This is a genomic window from Paraburkholderia sp. JHI869, assembly GCF_038900775.1.
In the GTDB taxonomy this organism is placed as follows: Bacteria; Pseudomonadota; Gammaproteobacteria; order Burkholderiales; family Burkholderiaceae; genus Paraburkholderia.
Map to the genome: position 1 here is coordinate 339,228 of NZ_JAYMSC010000002.1, position 21,716 is coordinate 360,943.

A 21,716-nucleotide genomic window follows, 5' to 3' on the forward strand; every position below is an offset into this window, starting at 1 on the left:
CCTTGTTCACCCGCCGCTCCCGATGCAATCCGCCTCATCGACCCCACGCGCCGCTACCCACGGCGCCGACGACACCGAACCCACCCACGACCTCGTCTACGGCCCCAACGACCGCCCCGCGCCGACCATCGCTTTCGTGGCCGCGCTCCAGCACTTGCTGGCGATCCTCGTGCCCATCGTCACGCCGGGCCTACTGATCTGCCAGGCGCTGGGCGTTTCCAGCCGCGACACCACGCTGATCGTCTCGATGTCGCTGGTCATTTCCGGCATCGCCACGTTCCTGCAATGCAAGCGCGTCGGGCCGCTCGGCGCGGGTCTGCTCATCGTGCAGGGCACGAGCTTCAACTTCGTCGGCCCGCTCATCGCGGGCGGCAGCTTGATGGTCAAACAGGGCACGCCCGTCGAAACCGTGATGGCCGCGATCTTCGGCGTCGTCATTGCCGGCTCGTTCGTCGAAATGGCCGTGTCGCGTATCCTGCCCTTCATCAAGCGCCTCATCACGCCGCTCGTCACCGGCATCGTCGTCCTGCTCATCGGCCTCACGCTCATCAAGGTCGGCCTCATCAGCATGGGCGGCGGCTATGGCGCCATTGCCAAGGGCAACTTCGCGAGCGTCCAGAATCTCACGCTCTCGGGCCTCGTGCTCGGCACCATCATCGTGCTCAACCGTGTGCCCGTTGTCTGGGTGCGCAGCACGGCGCTCGTCATCGCGCTCGCCATCGGCTATATCGTTGCGGGCGCAATGGGTCGGCTCGACTTCACCGGCGCGCGCGAAGCCGCCCTGTTCCAGATTCCGACCCCGCTGCATTTCGGCCTGGGCTTCTCGTGGTCGCTCTTCGTGCCCATGCTGATCATCTACCTCGTGACCTCGCTCGAAGCGATCGGCGACGTCACGGCCACCAGCAAGGTGTCGAAAGAGCCGGTGGAAGGTCCCGTGTGGATGCAGCGGATCAAGGGCGGCGTGCTCGTGAACGGGTTCAATTCGCTGCTCGCTGGCTTTTTCAACACGTTTCCGAGCTCCGTGTTCGCGCAGAACAACGGTGTGATTCAACTCACCGGCATTGCCAGCCGCCACGTGGGCCTCTGGATCGCGGGCATGCTCGTCGTGCTGGGCCTCTTCCCGCCCGTGGCCGGCGTGCTGCAGGCCGTGCCCGAGCCGGTGCTGGGCGGCGCGGCCATGGTGATGTTCGGCGCGGTGGCCGCCTCGGGCATCAACATCCTCGCGGGCACCCGGCTCGATCGCCGCGCGCTGCTCATCATCGCGGTGTCGCTCGCGCTGGGCCTTGGCGTCTCGCAGGTGCCGGAGATCCTGACGAGCCTGCCGCATGCGCTCAAGAACGTGCTGGAGTCGGGCGTTGCGACGGGCGGCATCTGCGCGCTCGTGATGAACTGGTTCCTGCCGGAAAGGAAGTAACGCGCACAGCGCGCGGCCCTGATGGCGGGCCACGCGCTTTTTTATTGACCTCGATTTCCAATTTACTGGATAATGACTCCATCATCTTGGAAACGAGTCAAATGGACAGCCCGACCGACGCCGGTATCAACGAGCGCATCGCCCGCTGCGTGCGCGACCTGCGCGCCACGCGCGGCCTGACGCTGGACGCGCTGGCTACGCGCAGCGGCGTGAGCCGCTCGATGATCTCGATGATCGAGCGCGGCGCCGCCAGCCCCACCGCGGTGGTGCTCGAAAAGCTCGCGGCGGGACTTTCTGTCACGATGGCGAGCCTTTTCGGCGCAAGCGGCGAGAGCACGCCCGCCGAGCCCCTCGTACGCCGCGAACAGCAGGCGCAGTGGCGCGACCCGCAGTCGGGCTATACGCGCCGGAGCGTGTCGCCGCCGAACTGGCCTTCGCCGATTCAACTCGTTGAAGTGGATTTCCCCGCCGGCGCGCGCGTAGCCTATGAAACGGGCGGCCGCGAGAACGTGATCCACCAGCAGGTCTGGGTGCTGGAAGGACGCATCGACGTGGAGCTGGGCAATGAACGGCATTCGCTCCATGCGGGCGATTGCCTCGCCATGCGGCTCGATCAGCCGCTGATCTTCAGCAATCCCGGCTCGGAAGCCGCGCACTACGTCGTTGCTATTTGCGACGCAAGCGGTATCTGAACCCGCTCAATGCGCCTCAATCTGCCACCCTTTTCATTTAAAGAGGATTCCCAATGAATTCGAACTCACAGAGCGATGGCGTGCGCTTCATCGATTGCAACGAAGCGGACCATGCGTCGGCGATTCTCGAGATCCTCAACGATGCGATCGTCAATTCAACCGCGCTTTACGACTACAAGCCGCGCCCGCCCGAAGCCATGGCCACGTGGTTCGGCACCAAGCGCGCGAACGGCTTTCCGGTAGTGGGCGCCGTGGACGAAGCCGGCACGCTGCTCGGCTTCGCGAGCTGGGGAACGTTTCGCGCGTTTCCCGCCAACAAGTACACGGTCGAGCACAGCGTCTATGTGCACCGCGACCAGCGCGGCCGTGGCCTCGGCGAGCGTTTGCTGGTGGAGTTGATCCGCCGTGCGCGTGAAAAGCAGATTCACGTGGTCGTAGGCTGCATCGACGCCACCAATGCCGGAAGCATCGCGTTGCATACGAAGCTGGGATTCACGCACTCGGGCACGATCAAGGAAGCGGGATTCAAGTTCGGGCACTGGCTCGACGCTGCGTTCTACCAGCTCAACCTCGAGATGCCCGAACCGCCTGTGGACGGCTGAAGTTCACACGTGATTCGCGCTTTAGCGTGCGCTCGAGCGCGCCGCAGCCGCCGTCATGGCACCGCGGATGTGGCGTGCGCGCAGCGGAGCGCGGGCCGCGCGCTTCGAGGCGCACGCTGCGCGCGTAGCGCGCAGCTTCGCCTGACTGCGGTTGCGGAACTCGGCCTCGCGCGTGGCGCGCCGCGCTTGCCTGCGCACCACGAAGAGCACACAGCAGATTGCCGCCACCACGGCTACGCGAAACGGCGTCGACTCGAAGGCGCGCACCGGCACGTGAAGCAACAGAATGGAAATGAACACGGCGACCTGAATGAGGATCGCCGAAAGCGAAGCAACGTACAGGTATGCGTGCAGGCGATCGGTCGGCGGCTTCATGGGGCTGCACTCCAGAAAGTTGCGCGGACAACGATATCCAGTCTGACTGGTTCTACCCTACGCCTCGCGCATTTCACGCGCATGGCAACGCACGACGCGGGGCAGAGTTTTGAGATCGTGCCTGCACCAAGCTGAAGAGAACCTTAAGCGAAGGCGCGTGCGATTACGCTTTATTTCATCGGACGATAATCCTTTTCGCACCTTACCAACCAATGCCTTTCAACGCCTTTCGCCTTGCCTCAATTCGTGCGCAGCGTGAGAAGGTCTTCTCGCATTCAGTCAGTGCTTACCTAAGGTTGACTTAAGCTTGCGCGCCGTACCCTTGCACGTTGTAATCCGTACGGCAAAGCAGTCATGAATCGCACCTATGAATATCGCGGCTATGCAATCCGCGTTGGCGTCGAAGCGAACGGCACAGTCCCGCTCGAGCGCCCCGAAATCGGACGTCCTCGTTATGCAGCCGTAGTGAGCATCGCGGCCGTCGACGAGCGCGCGTTGCCTTCGGCTCTGAGAATCGACACCGCCGCCGGCCTTCCCTTCAGCTCCGATATCGACGCCTTGATGGGCGGCTACAGCGAGGCGCGCCGCCTGATCGACGAACAGCTCTCCGACACGCCGACCTGACCCACCAAAACAAAAAACGCGCGACAGCCAGAAGCCATCGCGCGTTTTTTCGTCAGGACGCACTGCGTGCGCCCTCCGTCTACGCTCAGTCGCGGTTCGCCTGCAACACGGTCAGGGCGGCCATGTTGATGATGCGTCGCACCGTCGAGCTCGACGTCAGCACGTTCACCGGCGCGTTCACGCCCAGCAGGAACGGGCCGACCGCCACGTTGCTGCCCGCACCCGTCTTGAGCAGGTTGTAGGCGATGTTGCCCGAGTCCACGTTCGGGCACACGAGCAGGTTCGCCGCGCCCTTGAGCTTCGAATGTGGCAGGATGCGCAGGCGCAGCGCTTCGTCCAGCGCGCAGTCGCCGTGCATTTCCCCGTCGATTTCCAGATCGGGATTCTTTTCCGTCACGAGATTGAGCACTTCACGCATCTTCGTGCCCGAAGCCGAGCTGCCCGAGCCGAAGTTCGAACGCGAGAGCAGCGCGACCTTCGGTTGCAGATTCAGCCATTCCATCTGGCGAGCGGCCGCCAGCGTGAATTCGGCGATCTGCTCGGCGTTCGGGTTGTCGTTCACGTGCGTGTCGACGATCGCGACCGTGCGCTTGTCGAGCAGCAGGATGTTCATCGCCGCGTACGTATTCGCGTTGCGCTGCTTGCCGATCACCTCATCGACGAAGCGCAGGTGGTCGTGATACGCGCCCACCGTGCCGCACACCATGCCGTCCGCGTCGCCCAGACGCACCATCATCGCGCCGATCAGCGTCAGGCGGCGGCGCATTTCCACGCGCGCCATTTCCTTCGAAATGCCGTCACGGCAACGCAGTTCCCAATAAGTCGTCCAGTACTGGTGGAAGCGCTCGTCGTACTCGGGGTTCGTGACTTCCACGTCTTCGCCGAGCTTCAGGCGCAGGCCGAACTTCTCGATGCGCGCGAGCAGCACTTCCGGACGGCCGATCAGGATCGGACGCGCGAGCTTCTCGTCGACGATCACCTGCACCGCACGCAGCACGCGCTCTTCCTCGCCTTCGGCGAACACGATGCGCGACTTGCCGCCGTCACGCACGAACTGCTTCGCAGCCGCGAAAATCGGCTTCATGAATGCGCCCGAGTGGTACACGAACTGCTGAAGCTCGTTCGTGTAGGCACTGAAGTCGTCGATCGGACGCGTGGCCACGCCGTCTTCCATCGCCGCCTTCGCAACGGCCGGTGCGATACGCACGATCAGGCGCGAGTCGAACGGCTTCGGGATCAGGTACTTCGGGCCGAAACGCAGATCATAGGCGCCGTAAGCGGCGGCCACCGAATCGTTCAGTTCTTCTTCCGCGAGCTTGGCGATCGCGTGCACAGCCGCGATTTCCATGTTGCGCGTGATGGTCGTAGCGCCCACATCGAGTGCGCCGCGGAAGATGTACGGGAAGCACAGCACGTTGTTGACCTGGTTCGGGAAGTCCGAACGGCCCGTGGCGAGCACCGCGTCCGGGCGCGCTTCGAGCGCGACCTCGGGGAAGATTTCCGGCGTGGGGTTGGCAAGCGCCAGAATCAGCGGCTTGTCGGCCATCTTCTTGACCATTTCCGGCTTGAGCACGCCGCCCGCGGAAAGGCCGAGGAACACGTCCGCGCCTTCGATCACGTCGGAAAGCGAGCGTGCCGAGGTGTCCTGCGCGAAGCGTTCCTTGTCCGGGTCCATCAGCGTCGTGCGGCCCTGGTAGACCACGCCGTCGATGTCGGTCACCCAGATGTTCTTGAGCGGCAGGCCCAGATCGACCATGAGGTCCAGACAGGCCAGCGCCGCCGCGCCCGCACCCGAAGTCACGACCTTGACCTTCGTAATGTCCTTGCCGATCACCTTCAGGCCGTTCATGAACGCAGCGGAAACGGTGATGGCGGTGCCGTGCTGATCGTCGTGGAAGACCGGAATCTTCATGCGCTCGCGCAGCTTGCGCTCGACCGTGAAGCAGTCGGGCGCCTTGATGTCTTCCAGATTGATGCCGCCGAACGTGGCTTCGAGGCTCGCGATGATGTCCACGAGCTTGTCCGGGTCGCTTTCGGTGACTTCGATGTCGAACACGTCGATGCCGGCGAACTTCTTGAAGAGCACGGCCTTGCCTTCCATGACCGGCTTGGAGGCCAGCGCGCCGATGTTGCCGAGACCGAGCACGGCCGTGCCGTTCGTGATCACGCCCACCAGATTGCCACGAGCGGTGTAGCGGAACGAGTTCTGAGGATTGTCGACGATCTCCTCGCAGGCCACGGCCACGCCCGGCGTATAGGCGAGCGCGAGGTCGCGCTGGGTGACGAGCGGCTTGCTGGCCGTCACCGAAATCTTGCCCGGGGTGGGAAATTCGTGATATTCCAGAGCGGCCTGACGATCGGTCTTGTTCATGTTCCTCACTCGTTATGGAAGGTGCCCGGCTCGCTGGCGCGGCCCGGCGTGTTCGAATGAGGCGATTCTAGAGAGCCCTCATAACCTGCCCATTTTGATTTAGTATGGGGCCATCATTTTTTCGTAATACCCTGGGGAATCGTGTCTTTCAGCATTGACGACGTGACGAGGCGGTTGAATACGCGCCTGAAAATGCGCCATCTGGTCCTGCTCCTGCAGATCCGCCAGCACGGCTCGCTCACGCGCGTGGCGGAACACATGGCGACGAGCCAGCCCGCCGTCACCAACGCGCTGGCTGAAATGGAGAGCATGTTCGGCGCGCCGCTCTTCGACCGCACGCCGCGCGGCATGACGCCCACGGCGCTCGGCAATGTGGTGCTCGCGCGCGCCCAGGCCATGCTGCACGACCTCGACCACCTTGCGCGCGACATCGAAGCCGTGGTGGCCGGCCACGCCACACGTGTGCATGTCGGCGTGATTCCGTTCATCTCGGGGCGCACGCTGGCTGCGGCCATTCGCCTCACCCAGTCGCGGCTGCCGCAACGCGTCACCATGACGATTCACGAAGGCACGAGCGACGCGCTCCTGCCGCAGCTACGCGACCATACGCTCGATATCGTGATCGGGCGCGCGTCTTCGGCTGTCGATGTCTCGCAGTTGCGCTTCGAGGTGCTGCATCAGCAAAAGCCGCGTCTCATCGCGAGCCGGCGCCTGGCGGCGCGTCTTGCGCGCGGCAAGCTCGACTGGCAAAAGCTCGTTGAACTGGACTGGATACTGGGCGCGCCGCACACGCCCATCCGCGAGCAGATTTCCGACCTCTTCCTGCACGCGGGCGTGGCGCCGCCCGTACCTATCGTGGAGAGCTACACGTCGCGGCTGATCGGCGAAATGATCAGCACGAACGAGAACGCCGTGTCGATCGTGCCCGCCGATATTGCCGAGGAACTCGTGCACTTCGCGGGCGTGGCGATCGTGCCGTACACGCTCGACTGGACGCTGCCGCCGGTTGCAATCTTCACGCGCGCAGGCGTGCTGCGCGATGTCGATGCCACCTTCGGGCAGTCGCTGCGCGAGTTGTATCAGGAGGCGGAGAAGGCGCGGGGGTGATCACCCGCGCCCCGCTTCCATGCATCACAGGCAATCAGCCGATCAAACCCGCGCCTTCACTACACGCTGCGTTTCCAGCGTGCCCTCGCCCTGCATGCGCGCGACCAGCATCAGCGCGCAAACCAGCGTGATGAGCACATGGACCACGCCCAGCGCGACCACGGAAAGAATGCTGCCTGTGGCGCTCAACAGGTATTGGCCGAGAATCGGCGTCGTGCCCGCGAACACCATGCCGCAAATCTGGTACGCGAGCGAAATGCCCGTGTAACGCACCTGCGCCGGGAAGGCCTTCGCCAGCATGCCCGCCATGGCCGCGTAGTAGAGCGAATGCGGAATCGAGGCGAGCGCCATGCCGATCATCGCAAGCTTGGTGGAGCCGGTGGCGATCATCGAGAACATCAGCGGCAGCGCAACGATCTCGGGCACGAGCATGTAAATGATCGCTTTCTTGAGATCCATCTTCGTGGCGAGCACCGCGCCGAACGGTTGCACGATCAACTGCACGACAATCGCGAACGTAATGACGCTCAGGAACTGCGTGCGGTCGAAGCCGATCGAGGTCACGGCCCACGAAAGCGCAAACGTGGTCTTGAAGTAAGTGGCCGAAAGCGCGATCACGCAAGCGCCCACGCCCATCGCCACCAGGCCCTTGTGATGGCGCAGCACTTCGGCGATCGGCAGCTTCGCCACCTTGTTCTTCGCCTGCAGCTCCTTCATGGCGGGCGACTCTTCCACGCTCATGCGGATGAAGAGCCCCACGGCCACCAGCACCGCCGACATCAGGAACGGCACGCGCCAGCCCCAGGTCATGAACTGGTGATCGGGCAGCATGGAAATCACGAGAAACGCGACGGTGGCGAGCAGATTGCCCGCGGGCGAACCCTGCTGCGCGAACGCCGAATAGAAAATCTCCTTGCCCTTGGGCGCATGCTCCGAGGAAAGCACGACCGCGCCGCCCCACTCGCCGCCCATGGCAATGCCCTGAGTAAGACGCAGCAGGATCAGCAGCACCGGCGCGAGCACGCCCACCTGGTTATACGTGGGCAAAAGACCCATGAGCGTGGTGCAGCCGCCCATCAGCATGAGCGTGACGATCAGCGTTTTCTTGCGGCCCACCTTGTCGCCGAGGTGGCCGAACACGATGCCGCCGATCGGGCGCGCGAGAAAGCCTACCCAGAAAGACGCGAACGCGGCCAGCGTGCCGATCAGCGCATTCGTCGTTGGGAAAAAGAGCTTGCCGAGCACGAGCGCGGCCGCCGTGCTGTACGCGTAGAAGTCGTACCACTCGATCGTCGTGCCGACGAACGATGCGATGCCCGCCTTGCGAGCCTGGCGATGCTGGGTGTCGAGGGAGGTTGCTGCCAAGAGACGTCTCCAGATTTCGATTTCGAGCGGCGGCTTCCGAATCGAAACGCGCCATTTCCCGGGCTTTTTCGCTTCGAAAATCCGTTGCGAGAACGTTCGCCTTACGAACCGTCTTTCAATTAGCGAACAAAGCGCCGGAAGGTGCGGACTATGAAACGGTCGTTCGTTAGCGTCAACCAAGGGATAACCCTTGTCTCTCTCGCCGCCCGAGCGGGCCGCGATTACGACGATTTAGGTGTTTACCCGTAATCGTATTGTCAGCTGGTTATCGGTATGCCGATAATGCTCTCATGGATGTGAAAACTGCAGTGCGCGTCTTCGACGTGATCAACCTCTTTGCCGAAGTCCGGCAACCGATGATCTACAGCGAGATTGCGCGTCGAACCGAGATCCCGCTGTCGAGCTGCCACGCGCTGTTGCAGACGATGGTGGCCAAAGGCTATCTGTACGCGCCGGGCGTGAAGGCGGGCTACTACCCCACGCAGCGTCTGTTGCACGTGGCGCGCGACATCTGTAGCGAGGACCCGCTCACGCTGATGTTCCAGCCCTTGCTTTCCGCGTTGCGCGACGCCACCGGCGAAACCGCCGCGCTCGCCACACTGGCGGGCAACCGCGTCGTCTATCTCGACGTGATGGAGTCGCGCCAGAAGATCCGCTACAGCGACGAGCCGGGCGGCTTCATGACCATCGCGAGCGCCGCGGGCAAGGCGCTGCTCGGTGCGCTCGCCCCGGCCGCGCGCAGCAAGTTGCTCGACAGTTTCGCGCCGCAGCTGCACTCGGCCAGCGGCGCCGCGATCGACCGCGCCACGTTCGAGCGCGAGGTCGAGCAGGGCGTGACAGACGGCTGGCATCGCTCGACCGGTGAAAGCGTGGAGGACGTAGCTGGCCTCGCGCGCGGTTTCCTGATTCATGGCGAGGCGTTTGCGCTCGTCATCGGCGCGCCCAAGGCGCGGCTTCTGAAGAACGAGCAGAACGCCGTGAAAGCGCTGCTCGAGGTGTACGCGCAAATCCCGCCAACGCTCCTTGCTGCCTGAGACGCCTCAGGCGCTCGCTATCGCGACGCGCAAGCGCGGGAATTCCTGAAGTGGAGGTCAAAGCATGCGTTGGAAGAACCGGCCGGAAGGCTCGAACTGGGGCGACTTCGGTCCCGACGATCAGTTGGGCCGCCCCAATCTCATCGGCGCGGAGCAGGTGCTCAAGGGCGCGCAGGAAATTCGCGCGGGCCTCACGTTCACGCTTTCGCTGCCGCTCGACTTCCCCGGCGACAGCAAGCTCAACGTGCGCCGCCATCCGCCGGTGCTGCGCCCCACCTTCCGCGACGGCCTGCCCTATGTGAATTTTCCCTTTGCGCGCAATGAAGCGGGCGCAACCGACGTCGTGAGCGACGATCAGGTGCTGCTCTCGCTGCAATATTCCACGCAGTGGGATTCGCTCGCGCACGTGGGCGCGCGCTTCGACGCCAACGGCGACGGCGTGGCCGAAAGCGTGTACTACAACGGCTATCGCGCGAACGTGGACGTGGTCGGCCCGATGGAATATCGCGCGGAAGACAACTTCGCGCCACACGCCTGCGGCGGCGAGCATAGCCACGCCGATGTGCTCGGAATCGAGCACCTTGCCGTAAAAGGCATGCAAGGCCGCGGCGTGCTGATCGATTTCGCCGCGCATTTTGGCCGCGAGTTTCGCACCGTCGGCTACGACGACCTGATGCGTGTGATCGAGGCCGACGGCGTGGACGTCGAACGCGGCGACATGCTCGTGCTGCGCACCGGCTTCGCGGAGATGGTGCTCGAAATGAACCGCCAGCCCGACGAAGCCGTTTTGTCGAGCCACTGCAGCGCACTCGACGGGCGCGACGAACGCCTGCTGCAATGGATCACCGATTCGGGCATCGCGGCGCTCGCCGCCGACAACTACGCCGTCGAACGCTATCCCGCGCGTGCGCCAGCCGCGCCCGGCGAGCACCCGCTCATGCCGCTGCACCACCACTGCCTCTTCAAGCTCGGCCTGCCGCTGGGCGAGCTTTGGTATTTGCGCGATCTCGCGTTGTGGCTGCGCGAGCACAAGCGCTCGCGCTTCATGCTCACCGCGCCGCCGCTGCGGCTGCCGGGCGCGATGGGATCGCCCGTCACGCCCGTCGCAACGGTTTGACGAACTAATTCGCAATCCTTCGTTTTGTCTGGATACAAGCAAGAACATGGCTAAAGAAAGAGTCCTGATTACCGGCGGCGCCGCCGGCATCGGCGCCGCGTGCGCCGCGCGCTGCGAGGCCGACGGTTACGAAGCCGTTGTGATCGATCGCGTGGGCGACGGCATCGTCGCCGATCTCTCCGACACCCAGGCGACGGCAAGCGCGCTCGCCCGCGCGCTGGAAGGCGGCCCGATCACGCGCCTCATCAACAACGTGGGCGTGGTCATGCCCAACGACGCCGAACACCAGACGCTCGAAGAACTCGAACGCGCATGGGCGCTCAACGTGCGCTGCGCGCAGCAGTGCATGCAGGCGCTGTTGCCCGGCATGAAGGCCGCGGGCTTCGGGCGCATCGTCAACATGTCGTCGCGCGCCGCGCTCGGTAAAGAGTTGCGCACGGCCTATTCGGCCACCAAGGCCGCGCTGATCGGCATGACGCGCGTGTGGGCGCTCGAACTGGGCGCGTTCGGCGTGACCGCGAACGCCATTGGCCCAGGCCCGATCCGCACAGAGCTGTTCGACCGCGCCAATCCGCCTGGCGCGCCGCGCACCGAAGCAATCATCAATGCCGTGCCCGTGAAGCGCGTAGGCACGCCCGACGATGTCGCCCACGCGGCTTCATATCTGCTCGACTCGCGCAGCGGCTTCGTGACCGGCCAGGTGCTCTACGTGTGCGGCGGCATGACTGTCGGCGTCGCGGGAGTTTGACGATGGCGGCCCTCGACACGCGCACGCAGCGCCGCGCGGGCATTGTCGGCGCGGGCAGCATCGGCGTGGCGTTCGCGATTTGCTTTGCGCGGGCGGGCTGGCGCGTGCGCCTCTACGATCCCGACGCGGCACGCCGCGCCGCCGCGCCTGAAGAGATTGCGCTGCGCCTCGGCGACCTCGCGCAATACGCCCTGCTCGACGAAAACGCGAGCGAGATCGCCGCGCGCGTGTCGATCGTCGATACGCTTGAAGCCGCCGCGTCGCACGCCGATCTCGTGCAGGAATGCGCGCCCGAGCGTGCCGAACTCAAGCGCGAAATTTTTGCGCAGCTCGACCGCGCCGCGCCGCCCGAAGCGATCCTTGCGAGCGCTTCGTCGTTTCTCGCGGCTTCGAAGTTCGTGGACGATACGCTGCCAGGCCGCGCACGTTGTCTCGTCGCTCATCCCGGCAACCCGCCCTACCTCGTGCCAGTGATCGAGGTCGTGCCCGCGCCTTTCACGTCCGAAGCAGCGGCCACGCGCGCCATCGCGCTCTACGCCGAAGCGGGCATGAAGCCCGTGCGCGTGAAGCACGAAGTGGAAGGCTTCATCTTCAACCGCCTGCAAGGCGCCGTACTGCGCGAAGCGTATTGCCTCGTGCGCGACGGCGTGGCGTCGGTGGAAGACATCGACACCGTGATGCGCGAAGGCCTCGGCCCGCGCTGGTCGGTGATCGGTCCGTTCGAGACCGTCGATCTGAACACGCGCGGCGGCATCGCCTCGCATGCGCAGAAGATGGGTCCATCGTACGCACGCATGGGCGCCGAACGCGGCCAGCACGACCCGTGGACGCCTGAACTCGTCACGCAGGTCGAGACGGCTAGACGCGCGGCGCTGGCGCTCGATCAGTGGGAAACGCGCGTGGGCTGGCGCGACCGCCAGCTCATGCATCTCGCCCGCCATCGCAAGACTCAACACCACGACGACTCATAAGCGCCTCGAAAGACGCGAAGAGACCCGACAACTACTACGAATCAGATAGAGACAACCACCATGCAGAAAGTCACCGCTTTCTTTACCGAGCTGATGCGCCGGTATTTGCCCGACCCGTTCGTGTTCGCGATCGGCCTCACGCTGTTGACGATGGCGCTTGCCGTGATCGTGCAAGGGCAAGCCGTCACGGCCCTCACTACAAGTTGGGGCAAGGGCTTCTGGGCGCTGCTCGCGTTCACCACGCAAATGGCGGTGATTCTCGCAATGGGCTACGTGCTGGCGACCGCGCCGCTCACCGACCGCTTCCTGAACCGCGTGGTGGCGCGCGTGAACGATCCGCGCATGGCGATCATCGTCGCGACGCTGGTGGGCGGCATCGGCAGCTATCTGAACTGGGGCTTCGGCCTCGTGGTGGGCGGCATCGTCGCGCGCAAGCTCGCCATGCGTGTGAAAGGCGTGCACTACCCGCTCATCATCGCTTCGGCGTATAGCGGCTTTACGCTCTATGGCCTCGGGCTTTCGGCGAGCATTCCCGTGCTGATCTCCACGAAGGGACATCCGCTCGAAGCGCAGATGGGCGTCATTCCGCTCTCCGAAACGATTTTCTCGCCCACCATGCTGATTACGAGCCTCGTGACCATCGTCACGCTGCCGCTCCTGAACGCGTGGCTGCACCCCAAGCCCGGCCAGCCGATCAAGGAAATCGACCGTGCCCAGGAAGACAAGCAGCAGAAGGCCGCCGCGCTTGGCGTGGATCTCGACGAAGGCAACACGCTCGCCAACCGCCTGAACAACAGCCGCATTCTGAGCTACGTGATCGGCCTGATCGGCATGGGCTATGTCGCGCTGCACTTCGTGCAAGGCGGCTCGATCGACCTGAACCTCATCAACTTCTTCATTCTGTTTCTCGGCATCCTGCTGCTCGGCACGCCCATCCGCTATGTGGAGAAGCTCAACGAGGGCATTCGCACGATCAGCGGCATCATTCTGCAGTATCCGTTCTACGCGGGCATCATGGCGATCATGGCGTCTTCGGGTCTCGTCAATACGCTCTCCGAAGCATTCGTGAAGGTCGCCACACCTGGCACGCTGCCGTTCTGGGGCTTGATCAGCTCGTTCGTCATCAACTTCTTCGCGCCTTCGGGCGGCGGCCACTGGGTCATTCAGGGACCGTTCATGATCGAAGCGGCAAAGACCATCGGCGCTTCCGTGGGCCATACCTCGACGGCCGTGATGCTCGGCAACGCGTGGAACGACCTCGTGCAGCCGTTCTGGATTCTGCCGGCGCTCGCGCTCTCCAAGCTCAAACTCAAGGACATCATGGGCTATACGGTCATCATGATGTTCTGGATCGGCATCGTCTATTCGGTTGCGATTCTCGCCTGGGGCTGATCGGTTCCGATACGCGCCCTTCCCTGAACCCTATCCTCACCGGAGACCATTCATGCTCTATCTCGTGCACATGCAGGTACAGATTCCGCACGGCACCGACGCCGCCTATGCCGACGCCCTGAAGGCCGAGGAGAAAGCGTTTTCGCAGAAGCTGCAACGAGAAGGCAAATGGCGCCACCTGTGGCGCGTGGCCGGCGAATACGCGAACTACAGCGTGTTCGATGTCGAATCGAACGACGAACTTCATACGCTGCTGAGCGCGCTGCCGCTGTTCCCGTTCCTGAAGATCAGCGTGACGCCGCTGGCCCAGCATCCGTCGGCCATCGCGCCCAACTAAGCGGAACGCGCCATGCCTTTTCTCATCGAAACGTTCGACAAGCCCGGCCACGCCGAGGTGCGCTCGCGTGAGCGCGACGTGCATCTGGAATTTCTCGCGCGCAACAAGGCTCTGCTGCTCGCCTGCGGCGCGAAGCTCAACGACGACGGCAGCAGCGCGGGCGGTGGCATCTATATCGTCGACCTCGAAACGCGCGAGGAAGCCGAGCGCTTCATTGCGCAGGACCCGTTCACGCATGCCGGGCTCTTCGAGAGCGTGAAGATCGTTCGCTGGCGTAAGGCCTATATCGACGGGACCTCGTACCTGTAGGCGCAACGGGCACAACATGCAGGATATTTTCTAACGTTCGGTTCGTTATCGAATGATCGACCCTCGACGGCGCCGTGCTCCCCTGTGCGGCGCCGTTTTGGCCCGGCTTGCGCCTGCGCATGCCGGGCCGTTTTTCATGTCTCTCCCCAGCTGGGCACATCGATTGCTGAGCAGGTGCGCCGTTAGTCCATCAAGCAGCGCAGCCCATGTGGCCGCGCCTTCACGCGAGGAGGAAATCGACCATGCTAAAAATGGCCCTGTTCTTTGCCGTGATCGCGGTAATCGCGGCCCTGTTCGGCTTCACGGGCATTGCGGCCGGTGCAGCCGCGATAGCGAAGCTCCTGTTCTTTATCTTTGTGGTGCTGTGCGTGGTGTTCCTCGTGATCGCGCTCGTCGTCACAAAGAAGATAGTCGATTGACCCAGGCGTGAGCAACGCCGAGGGCATCGGCGCTGCCGATGCCCTCGTCTTCATCAAGCCGCGCGCTGGTAATACAGGTTTTGCGGGTGACGCGCCTGCGCGAAAAAGAACCAGCGCTCCGCAACGAGGCCCGCGTACTGAATGACACACGCCGCGACGAGCAGCGTCGGCGACAGCGTATGCAGCGCCAGCGCCAGCGCAAGCAGCACGAGCGGCACGAGGAACGCGCCCGCGAGAAACCCCCACTTGACCCGCTGCATCACGGTGTCGGACTGGCCGTGAAAGAACTCGCGCAAATTAAAGGCGCTAGCCGTGAAGCCGCGTGAAATCTGCCTGATTTTCCCGGCCTTGATGCCGGTAGCACTTTGCAGCGTGGAGCGCGGATGCAGCCGTTGATTGCGTGCGAGCGTGGCGACGCGGCTCAAGCAAGCCGCCACGATCAGCACGCCCGCCGCGAACCCGAGCCCTGGCACGATGCCGGGGGCAAGCCACGCAGCGCTCGCCGTTGCGATAGTGAAACCCGACGCGCAGCCGAGCAGCACGAAATTCACGAGCGTAAGGGGCGTAGCCCACTCCTGAAGAAAGCGCAGGCACGCATAGATCATCGCGGTGCAGACAAAAAGACTTACGCTCGCGATCACCGCAATCGCGCCGATGGCGAGCGACCACGACGCATGCATCCAGTGCGCGAGACCGTAGAGGAAAGTCGTTGCGAGAAATACAGGCAGCGCGAGACATTCGCGCGAAAGCCACGACGTGCGCCACATGGCGATGGCGCGCCACGCGCGCTCCGGGTGCCCAAGATGAAAGACCGAGGCGACGAGGCCGAGCACGCCAAGCGTGAGTGCGAGTGCAGCGCCGCAAATGTAGAACTGCGGCGTCACGAGTTGCCACGCCGTCCATTCGGGGTGCAGCCGCGCAAGCCACTCGACGCCGAACAGCGCGATCAACAGGCCTTGCCCCGCACCTGAGAGCGTAGTCAGGAACACAACAGAAAATGCGGGTCTCATTCAAATCTCCTTGGTCGCGACCGGTCGCGGGCGCGAGAACAGCGACTTCACTCGCGTTGCGAAGGCGGCCAGATTGAGCTTGCCCGAATCCAGCTGATCGTCGAGCCGCCTTTCGCGCGACATGGCCGGCGTGCCGCGCCGGGTCGCGAGGCTCGCGAGGTTGATCGGCTCGCCGGCATCGAGCATGCTCGCGGGCGACGCCGCCGACGCGCCACCGCTGCACCCGCACGAACCGCTGCCGCAACTGCTTTCGGTCTTCACGCGCGGCAGATAGTGATTCGACGGCTTCGTGCCCCACTCCGGCATCAACTGATAGCCGCCGCGCGCCTGAATGGCTTTCGACGCATCCGACTCGGGGTCGTGAATGTCGCCGAAAATGCGCGCCGATGTCGGGCACGCGAGCACGCAAGCGGGCTTGCGATCGCGCTCGGGCAACGCCTCGTTATAGATGCGGTCCGCGCACAGCGTGCACTTGGTCATCTCCTTGCGCTCTTCGTCCAGTTCGCGCGCGCCATAAGGACAGGCCCACGAGCAGTACTTGCAGCCGATACACTTGTCGTAGTCGACGAGCACGAGCCCGTCTTCCTTGCGCTTGAAGCTTGCGCCTGTGGGGCACACCGGCACGCACGGCGGGTCTTCGCAGTGCAGGCACGATTTCGGAAAGTGGATGGTCTCCGAATTCGGAAACTCCCCGGCCTCGTAGGTCTGCACGCGGTTGAAGAACGTGCCGGACGGATCGGCGTCGTAAGGGCGCACATCCGAAAGGCTCCCCGCCTGCCCCGAGGTATTCCATTCCTTGCAACTCGTCACACACGCGTGGCACCCCACGCAGACGTTCAGGTCGATCACCAACGCCATTTGCGTCATTTCGGGGTCCTCCTTACTTGCGTGTCACAACATTGCGCAGACGCGCAGCGAACTTTCCGCCGCCCGCGAAATACGCCTGAACCCGGCTGACCGTGCGCGTCGACCCCGGCAAGGGCTGCATCGGCGCGAACTGCGGAAGCGTGTGGTCGGCCTCGGCCTCGGCCGGATACACTCGCACGCGCACGTCGTACCACGCGGCCTGCCCCGTAATGGGATCCGAGTTCGAAACGCGCCGGCCATCGCCGAAAGGCAGCTCTTCGGTAATCAGGTGATTGAGCAGGAAGCCGCGTTGCGACTCATTGGCGTCCGGGCCGAGATTCCACGCGCCGGCGGCCTTGCCGATGGCGTTCCAGGTCCACACGGTGCCGGGCTCGACCGCCTCGCTGTAACGCGCCATGCAGCGCACCTTGCCCCACTGCGATTCGACGTAGATCCAGCCGCCGTCCTCGATGCCGTTTTCCTGCGCCATGCGCGGATTCACATACAGGTAGTTCTCGCCGTGAATCTGCCGCAGCCACGCGTTTTGCGAATCCCACGAGTGATACATCGCCATGGGACGCTGCGTGACGGCCGCGAGCGGAAAGCGTTCGAGATCGGTCGTGGCGAGTTCGAGCGGCGCATACCAGAAAGGCAGCGGATCGAAGTAGCGCTCGACACGCTCGCGCAGGTGCTCGGGCGGCCGACGCCCTTGCGTCTTGCCCTGCGCGGCGAGGCGAAACTTCTGCATGACATCCGAATAGAGCTGGATGAGGATCGGTTCGTGAAACTTGCGGAAGCCTTTCTCCACGGCGAACTGCAGGTAGGGCCCATTTACGCCGCGCATGTATTGAAGCTCTTCGGGCAGCGTGTAATGGAACACGCAGTTGTTCTTCGCGTATTGCTCCCACTGGCGGGGATTGGGCTCGCCCACGAGCGCCTTGTCGCCGTCCTTGCCGCGCCAGCCAATCAGGAAGCCGACGCCGGAATCCGGCGCGGTCTGGAAATTGATGATGAAGTCCGGATAGTCCTTGAACTTGCGCTTGCCTTCGGCCGTCGTGAATGCCGGCAGCTTCAGGCGGCTACCGAGTTCGACCAGCACTTCCTGGAACGGGCGGCACTCGCCGGTGCGCTCGAGCACCGGCACGCGCACGGAATCCACCGGTCCGTCGAATTCCGAAATCGGGCGGTCGAGCATCGACATCGCGTCGTGCCGCTCGAGGTAGGTCGTGTCGGGCAGGATCAGGTCGGCGAAGGCCGTCATCTCCGACTGGAAAGCGTCGCACACCACGAGGAAAGGAATCTTGTACTCGCCGTCCGGGCCGCGGTCGGTCAGCATCTTGCGGACCTCGCTCGTGTTCATCGACGAATTCCACGCCATGTTGGCCATGAAGATCAGCAAGGTGTCGATGGGGTACGGGTCGCCTCGCCACGCATTCGTGATGACGTTGTGCATCAGGCCGTGCACGGCAAGCGGATATTCCCACGAGAAGGCCTTGTCGATGCGCACCGGCTCGCCGGCTTCGTCGATGAAGAGGTCGCCCGGCGCGGCGGGCCAGCCGAGCGGCCCGGACGGCAGCGGGGTATTTGGCTTGACATCGTTCGGACTGCTTGGCGGCTTGGCAGACGGCGGCACCGCGCGCGGATACGGCGACTTGTGACGAAAACCGCCAGGCCGGTCGATCGTGCCGAGCAGCGACATGAGCACGGCGAGCGCGCGGATCGACTGAAAGCCATTCGAATGCGCAGCCAGCCCCCGCATCGCATGAAACGCGATGGGATTGCCCGTCACGCTTTCGTGCTTCATGCCCCAGGCGTCCGTCCACGGAATCGGCAGCGTGATCTTGTGGTCGCGCGCCGTTTGCGCCATCTCGCGCGCGAGGCGGCGGATCGTTTCGGCCGCGATGCCCGTGATCTCCTGTGCCCATTCAGGCGTCGTGTCCTTGAAGCGCTCACGCAACAGCGCAAACGAAGGCGCCACTGGCGTGCCGTCGTCCAGCACGTAGCGGCCGTCGAGCGCGGGCTGCGCGCCGGGCGTGTGATGCTGCACGGGCTTGCCCGTGTTCTCGTCCCACCACAGGTGGTTTTGCGGGAACAGCGGATTGCCCTCGGGGAGATTCGAGTCCTTCACGAAGAGGCCGAACGTGTCGCTTTCCGTGCGCATATCCAGCAGTTCGCCCGCGTTGGTGAAGCGCTTGACGAATTCGTGGTCGTACGCGTCGGCCTCGATCAGCTCGTGGATCAGCGCCATGAACAGCGCGCCGTCCGTGCCGGGGCGAATGGGCACCCATTCGTCGGCAATGGCGGCGTAGCCGGTGCGGATCGGGTTGATGGCGATGAAGCGTCCGCCCGCGCGCTTGAACTTCGAAAGGGCGATCTTCAGCGGATTGGAGTGATGATCCTCCGCCGTGCCGATCATGATGAAGAGCTTCGCGCGGTCGAGGTCCGGTCCGCCGAACTCCCAGAACGAGCCGCCCATCGTGTAGATCATGCCCGCGGCCATGTTCGCGGAACAAAAGCCGCCGTGGGCGGCGTAGTTGGGGGTGCCGAACTGTTTGGCGAAAAGGCCGGTGAGCGCCTGCATCTGGTCGCGGCCGGTGAAGAGCGCGAACTTTTTGGGGTCGGTTGCCCGCAGATGGGCGAGGCGCTTCTCGATGGTTTCGAGCGCCACGTCCCACGATATGGGTTCGAACTGCGCTTCGCCGCGCTCGGCGCCCTGCTTGCGCCTGAGCGGCTGCGTAAGACGCGCCGGTGAATACTGCTTCATGATCCCCGACGAACCCTTCGCGCAGATCACCCCCTGGTTCAAGGGGTGCTCCGGGTTGCCGTCGATATAACGCACTTCCCCTTCACGCAGATGTACGCGAATGCCGCAGCGGCACGCGCACATGTAGCAGGTCGTGGTCTTGATTTCGAGCTTTTCGTCTTGCGTTCGAGCGCCGTGGTCCACTAGAGGCCTCCAGTTACGTCTGACAGGTGTCCGTGAACCGCCGGCTCACGCCATCCATGCGCTAGAAATGGTAGGCCTCTATGATTGACTACTCAACTTTGCATTCCGGATACCAGTCATCACGAAATCCGATAGTTTCGATCAGCTCGCCCCGGCTGCGGGAAACCCCGATTTCCCGAAAGCCGCGTCGCGCGGTATGGTCCAGCCCTTTGCCCTAGCCTATACGTTTGCGAATCATGGATATTCCAACAACCCGCATTCGCAACCAGTTCCCCGGCCGGATCGTCGGGATTATCAGAGGTGCCGAGCATTCGGAGGTCGATATCGCCACCGCAGCGGGCATCTTCACGTCCGTCATCGAGACCCGGATTCTGGACCAGCTCGGCCTGAAAGCCGGCTCAATCGTCGTTGCAATCGTCAAATCCTCTGACGTGAAGCTTGCGGCACCTTGACGCACCCTTTCGATCGGGCAGCCATCGCACCCATCCCTCGAGTTATGGTTGATTTGTCAACGATATCCCGCAACTGGCATTTCGCATGAACGGAACGTATCACGAACCTGAACGAAGTTTCATTTTAAGGGCCGTTTTCGACACGTTTGCGTAATTGCCCTCGCCTAAATTTCCGGTTCCGCCACACACGAAGATTCGGAACCGAAATGAAAAAAGCGTTGTTGAATATCCTCGCGCTCGCGGCGGCCGCCGCCTGCACGAGCGCTCAAGCACAAAGCAGCGTCACGCTCTACGGCACGGTCGATGCAGGCCTCGACTACATCAGCAATCAGAAGTCGTCCACGGGTCATGGCACGACGTGGGGCGTGCAGTCCGGCAACGTGAGCACGAGTCGCTGGGGCCTGCGCGGCACGGAAGACCTGGGCGGCGGCCTCAAGGCGATCTTCGACCTCGAGAACGGCTTCTCGGTCGTCAACGGCAAGGGCTCCAACGGCGGCTATATGTTCGGCCGGCAGGCATGGGTGGGGCTTGGCAGCGACCAGTACGGCACGCTCACGCTCGGGCGTCAGTACGACGCGCTCGTGGACATGATCGCGCCCATGTCGGCCACGGGTTCGGGCTTCGGCGGCAACCTCGCGATGCACCCGTTCGACAACGACAACCTCAACAACGACGTGCGCATGAACAACGCCGTCAAGTTCCGCAGCGCGACCTACGCAGGCTTCCAGGTGGAAGGCGCCTACGCGTTCAGCAACCAGGGCGGCGGCTTCTCGAACAATAACGCCTACACGATGGGGGCTTCGTGGAACGGCGGCCCGATCAACCTGGCCGTGGCCTACTTCCAGGGCAACGAACCCGGCTCGACCACGAACGGCGCGCTGAGCGCCGGCAGCGGCACCGACAACGATCCGATGTTCGTGGCCGCGCGCACGCGCACGCTCGGCGCGGGCGGCAGCTATACGATCGGACCGGCGAAGGTGGGCCTCGTGTTCACCCGCACGATGGTCAACGAACCCACGCAAATCGCCCAGGGCGGCTCGCTCAATGCGTTCGAGGCCGACTACCTGACGTTCAATAACTTCGAAGTGAACGGCCGTTACTCGCTCACGCCGCAACTGAGCCTGGGCGGCGCCTATACCTATACCGACGGCTCGGTCAGCCGCGCGGAAGGCAACGCGTCACCGCACTGGAACCAGTTCATGCTCCAGGCCGACTATGCACTGAGCCGACGCACCGACGTTTATCTGGAAGGCGTCTATCAGCGCGTTTCCGGTGCGCAGGGCATTCCGGTGCTCGGCAATGCGTCGATCTACAACCTCGCGGCTTCGTCCAGCAATACGCAAGCCGTCGTCGCGGCGGGTATGCGCCTGAAGTTCTAAGCTCATGCTTAACGAGTAACTGCGGGGTAACGGCGGGACCGCGCGAGAAAGCGCGGCCCGTCGCGCTGCATAGAATAAGGGCAGTGTCATCGCCAGGTCATGCAAGCCAGCCATCGTTGCGCAGACACTCACCCTGCGATGCTTGCGCCCGCGCGCGTCAGTCATGCAAGTCCGCTAGCGCCGGCTTCGCCTTCTGCTCCCCAGG

21 protein-coding genes are annotated in these 21,716 nt (G+C 63.7%); 15 read left to right on the top strand and 6 right to left on the bottom strand.

Annotated features, from left to right (window positions below; all coding sequences use genetic code 11):
• Positions 1-22: 22 nt before the first annotated feature.
• From VSR72_RS04800 to VSR72_RS04810, 3 genes are all read left to right on the top strand, one after another.
• Entirely contained in the window at positions 23-1,414 is a 1,392-nt protein-coding gene (locus VSR72_RS04800) for a uracil-xanthine permease family protein (protein WP_342951270.1), read from the top strand.
• Positions 1,415-1,515: 101 nt separating this feature from the next.
• Complete coding sequence (locus VSR72_RS04805) at positions 1,516-2,106, top strand: XRE family transcriptional regulator (protein ID WP_342951271.1); 591 nt, start codon at positions 1,516-1,518, stop codon at positions 2,104-2,106.
• Positions 2,107-2,159: 53 nt separating this feature from the next.
• Positions 2,160-2,708 carry an N-acetyltransferase family protein gene (locus tag VSR72_RS04810; RefSeq protein WP_342951272.1) on the top strand — a complete coding sequence of 183 codons (549 nt, stop codon included), beginning with the start codon at positions 2,160-2,162 and terminating at the stop codon, positions 2,706-2,708.
• A 21-nt stretch (positions 2,709-2,729) separates the two neighbouring features.
• Here the strand turns inward: VSR72_RS04810 and VSR72_RS04815 are convergent, their stop codons facing one another.
• Positions 2,730-3,083, bottom strand: coding sequence for a hypothetical protein (locus tag VSR72_RS04815; protein WP_342951273.1), 354 nt, complete (start codon positions 3,081-3,083; stop codon positions 2,730-2,732).
• A 354-nt stretch (positions 3,084-3,437) separates the two neighbouring features.
• Here VSR72_RS04815 and VSR72_RS04820 point away from each other — a divergent pair, with 354 nt between their 5' ends.
• Positions 3,438-3,707, top strand: coding sequence for a hypothetical protein (locus VSR72_RS04820; protein WP_342951274.1), 270 nt, complete (start codon positions 3,438-3,440; stop codon positions 3,705-3,707).
• Between the two features lie 85 nt (positions 3,708-3,792).
• Here VSR72_RS04820 and VSR72_RS04825 read toward each other — a convergent pair whose 3' ends face one another.
• Positions 3,793-6,078: an NADP-dependent malic enzyme gene (locus VSR72_RS04825; RefSeq protein ID WP_342951275.1), complete on the bottom strand. Its 2,286-nt coding sequence runs from the start codon at positions 6,076-6,078 to the stop codon at positions 3,793-3,795.
• A gap of 141 nt (positions 6,079-6,219) precedes the next feature.
• Here VSR72_RS04825 and VSR72_RS04830 point away from each other — a divergent pair, with 141 nt between their 5' ends.
• Positions 6,220-7,185, top strand: coding sequence for a LysR family transcriptional regulator (locus tag VSR72_RS04830; protein ID WP_342951276.1), 966 nt, complete (start codon positions 6,220-6,222; stop codon positions 7,183-7,185).
• Between the two features lie 42 nt (positions 7,186-7,227).
• On the opposite strand, the gene VSR72_RS04835 is transcribed toward VSR72_RS04830, so the two are convergent.
• Positions 7,228-8,550 carry an MFS transporter gene (locus tag VSR72_RS04835; protein ID WP_342951277.1) on the bottom strand — a complete coding sequence of 441 codons (1,323 nt, stop codon included), beginning with the start codon at positions 8,548-8,550 and terminating at the stop codon, positions 7,228-7,230.
• Between the two features lie 290 nt (positions 8,551-8,840).
• On the opposite strand from VSR72_RS04835, the gene VSR72_RS04840 reads away from it, so the two are divergent.
• From VSR72_RS04840 to VSR72_RS04875, 8 genes are all read left to right on the top strand, one after another.
• The gene (locus tag VSR72_RS04840; protein WP_342951278.1) at positions 8,841-9,584 is read left to right on the top strand and encodes a helix-turn-helix domain-containing protein; all 744 of its coding nucleotides are present in this window, start codon (positions 8,841-8,843) and stop codon (positions 9,582-9,584) included.
• A gap of 64 nt (positions 9,585-9,648) precedes the next feature.
• Positions 9,649-10,701, top strand: a complete 1,053-nt coding sequence (locus VSR72_RS04845) for a cyclase family protein (RefSeq protein WP_342951279.1) — start codon at positions 9,649-9,651, stop codon at positions 10,699-10,701.
• 46 nt (positions 10,702-10,747) lie between these two features.
• The gene (locus VSR72_RS04850; protein ID WP_342951280.1) at positions 10,748-11,449 is read left to right on the top strand and encodes an SDR family oxidoreductase; all 702 of its coding nucleotides are present in this window, start codon (positions 10,748-10,750) and stop codon (positions 11,447-11,449) included.
• Positions 11,450-11,451: 2 nt separating this feature from the next.
• Positions 11,452-12,420, top strand: coding sequence for a 3-hydroxyacyl-CoA dehydrogenase (locus tag VSR72_RS04855; RefSeq protein ID WP_342951281.1), 969 nt, complete (start codon positions 11,452-11,454; stop codon positions 12,418-12,420).
• A 60-nt stretch (positions 12,421-12,480) separates the two neighbouring features.
• Positions 12,481-13,812, top strand: coding sequence for a TIGR00366 family protein (locus tag VSR72_RS04860; protein WP_342951282.1), 1,332 nt, complete (start codon positions 12,481-12,483; stop codon positions 13,810-13,812).
• Positions 13,813-13,864: 52 nt separating this feature from the next.
• Positions 13,865-14,149, top strand: coding sequence for a muconolactone Delta-isomerase (gene catC, locus VSR72_RS04865; protein WP_342951283.1), 285 nt, complete (start codon positions 13,865-13,867; stop codon positions 14,147-14,149).
• 12 nt (positions 14,150-14,161) lie between these two features.
• A complete protein-coding gene (locus VSR72_RS04870; protein WP_342951284.1) occupies positions 14,162-14,458 on the top strand; it encodes a YciI family protein in 297 nt (98 codons plus the stop codon).
• Between the two features lie 242 nt (positions 14,459-14,700).
• Entirely contained in the window at positions 14,701-14,877 is a 177-nt protein-coding gene (locus VSR72_RS04875; protein ID WP_342951285.1) for a DUF1328 family protein, read from the top strand.
• A gap of 53 nt (positions 14,878-14,930) precedes the next feature.
• Here VSR72_RS04875 and VSR72_RS04880 read toward each other — a convergent pair whose 3' ends face one another.
• From VSR72_RS04880 to VSR72_RS04890, 3 genes are read right to left on the bottom strand one after another with little or no spacing between them, the layout of a single operon-like run.
• The gene (locus VSR72_RS04880; protein ID WP_342951286.1) at positions 14,931-15,887 is read right to left on the bottom strand and encodes a DmsC/YnfH family molybdoenzyme membrane anchor subunit; all 957 of its coding nucleotides are present in this window, start codon (positions 15,885-15,887) and stop codon (positions 14,931-14,933) included.
• The gene (locus tag VSR72_RS04885; RefSeq protein WP_342951287.1) at positions 15,888-16,754 is read right to left on the bottom strand and encodes a 4Fe-4S dicluster domain-containing protein; all 867 of its coding nucleotides are present in this window, start codon (positions 16,752-16,754) and stop codon (positions 15,888-15,890) included. It lies immediately after the preceding gene.
• Positions 16,755-16,767: 13 nt separating this feature from the next.
• Positions 16,768-19,680 (bottom strand): molybdopterin oxidoreductase family protein, encoded by a 2,913-nt coding sequence (locus tag VSR72_RS04890; RefSeq protein WP_342951288.1) that lies wholly within the window; start codon positions 19,678-19,680, stop codon positions 16,768-16,770.
• Between the two features lie 236 nt (positions 19,681-19,916).
• On the opposite strand from VSR72_RS04890, the gene VSR72_RS04895 reads away from it, so the two are divergent.
• Both VSR72_RS04895 and VSR72_RS04900 read left to right on the top strand, forming a co-directional pair.
• A complete protein-coding gene (locus VSR72_RS04895) occupies positions 19,917-20,132 on the top strand; it encodes a TOBE domain-containing protein (RefSeq protein ID WP_342951289.1) in 216 nt (71 codons plus the stop codon).
• Between the two features lie 206 nt (positions 20,133-20,338).
• Positions 20,339-21,511 carry a porin gene (locus VSR72_RS04900; protein WP_342951290.1) on the top strand — a complete coding sequence of 391 codons (1,173 nt, stop codon included), beginning with the start codon at positions 20,339-20,341 and terminating at the stop codon, positions 21,509-21,511.
• The last annotated feature ends 205 nt before the right edge of the window (positions 21,512-21,716 follow it).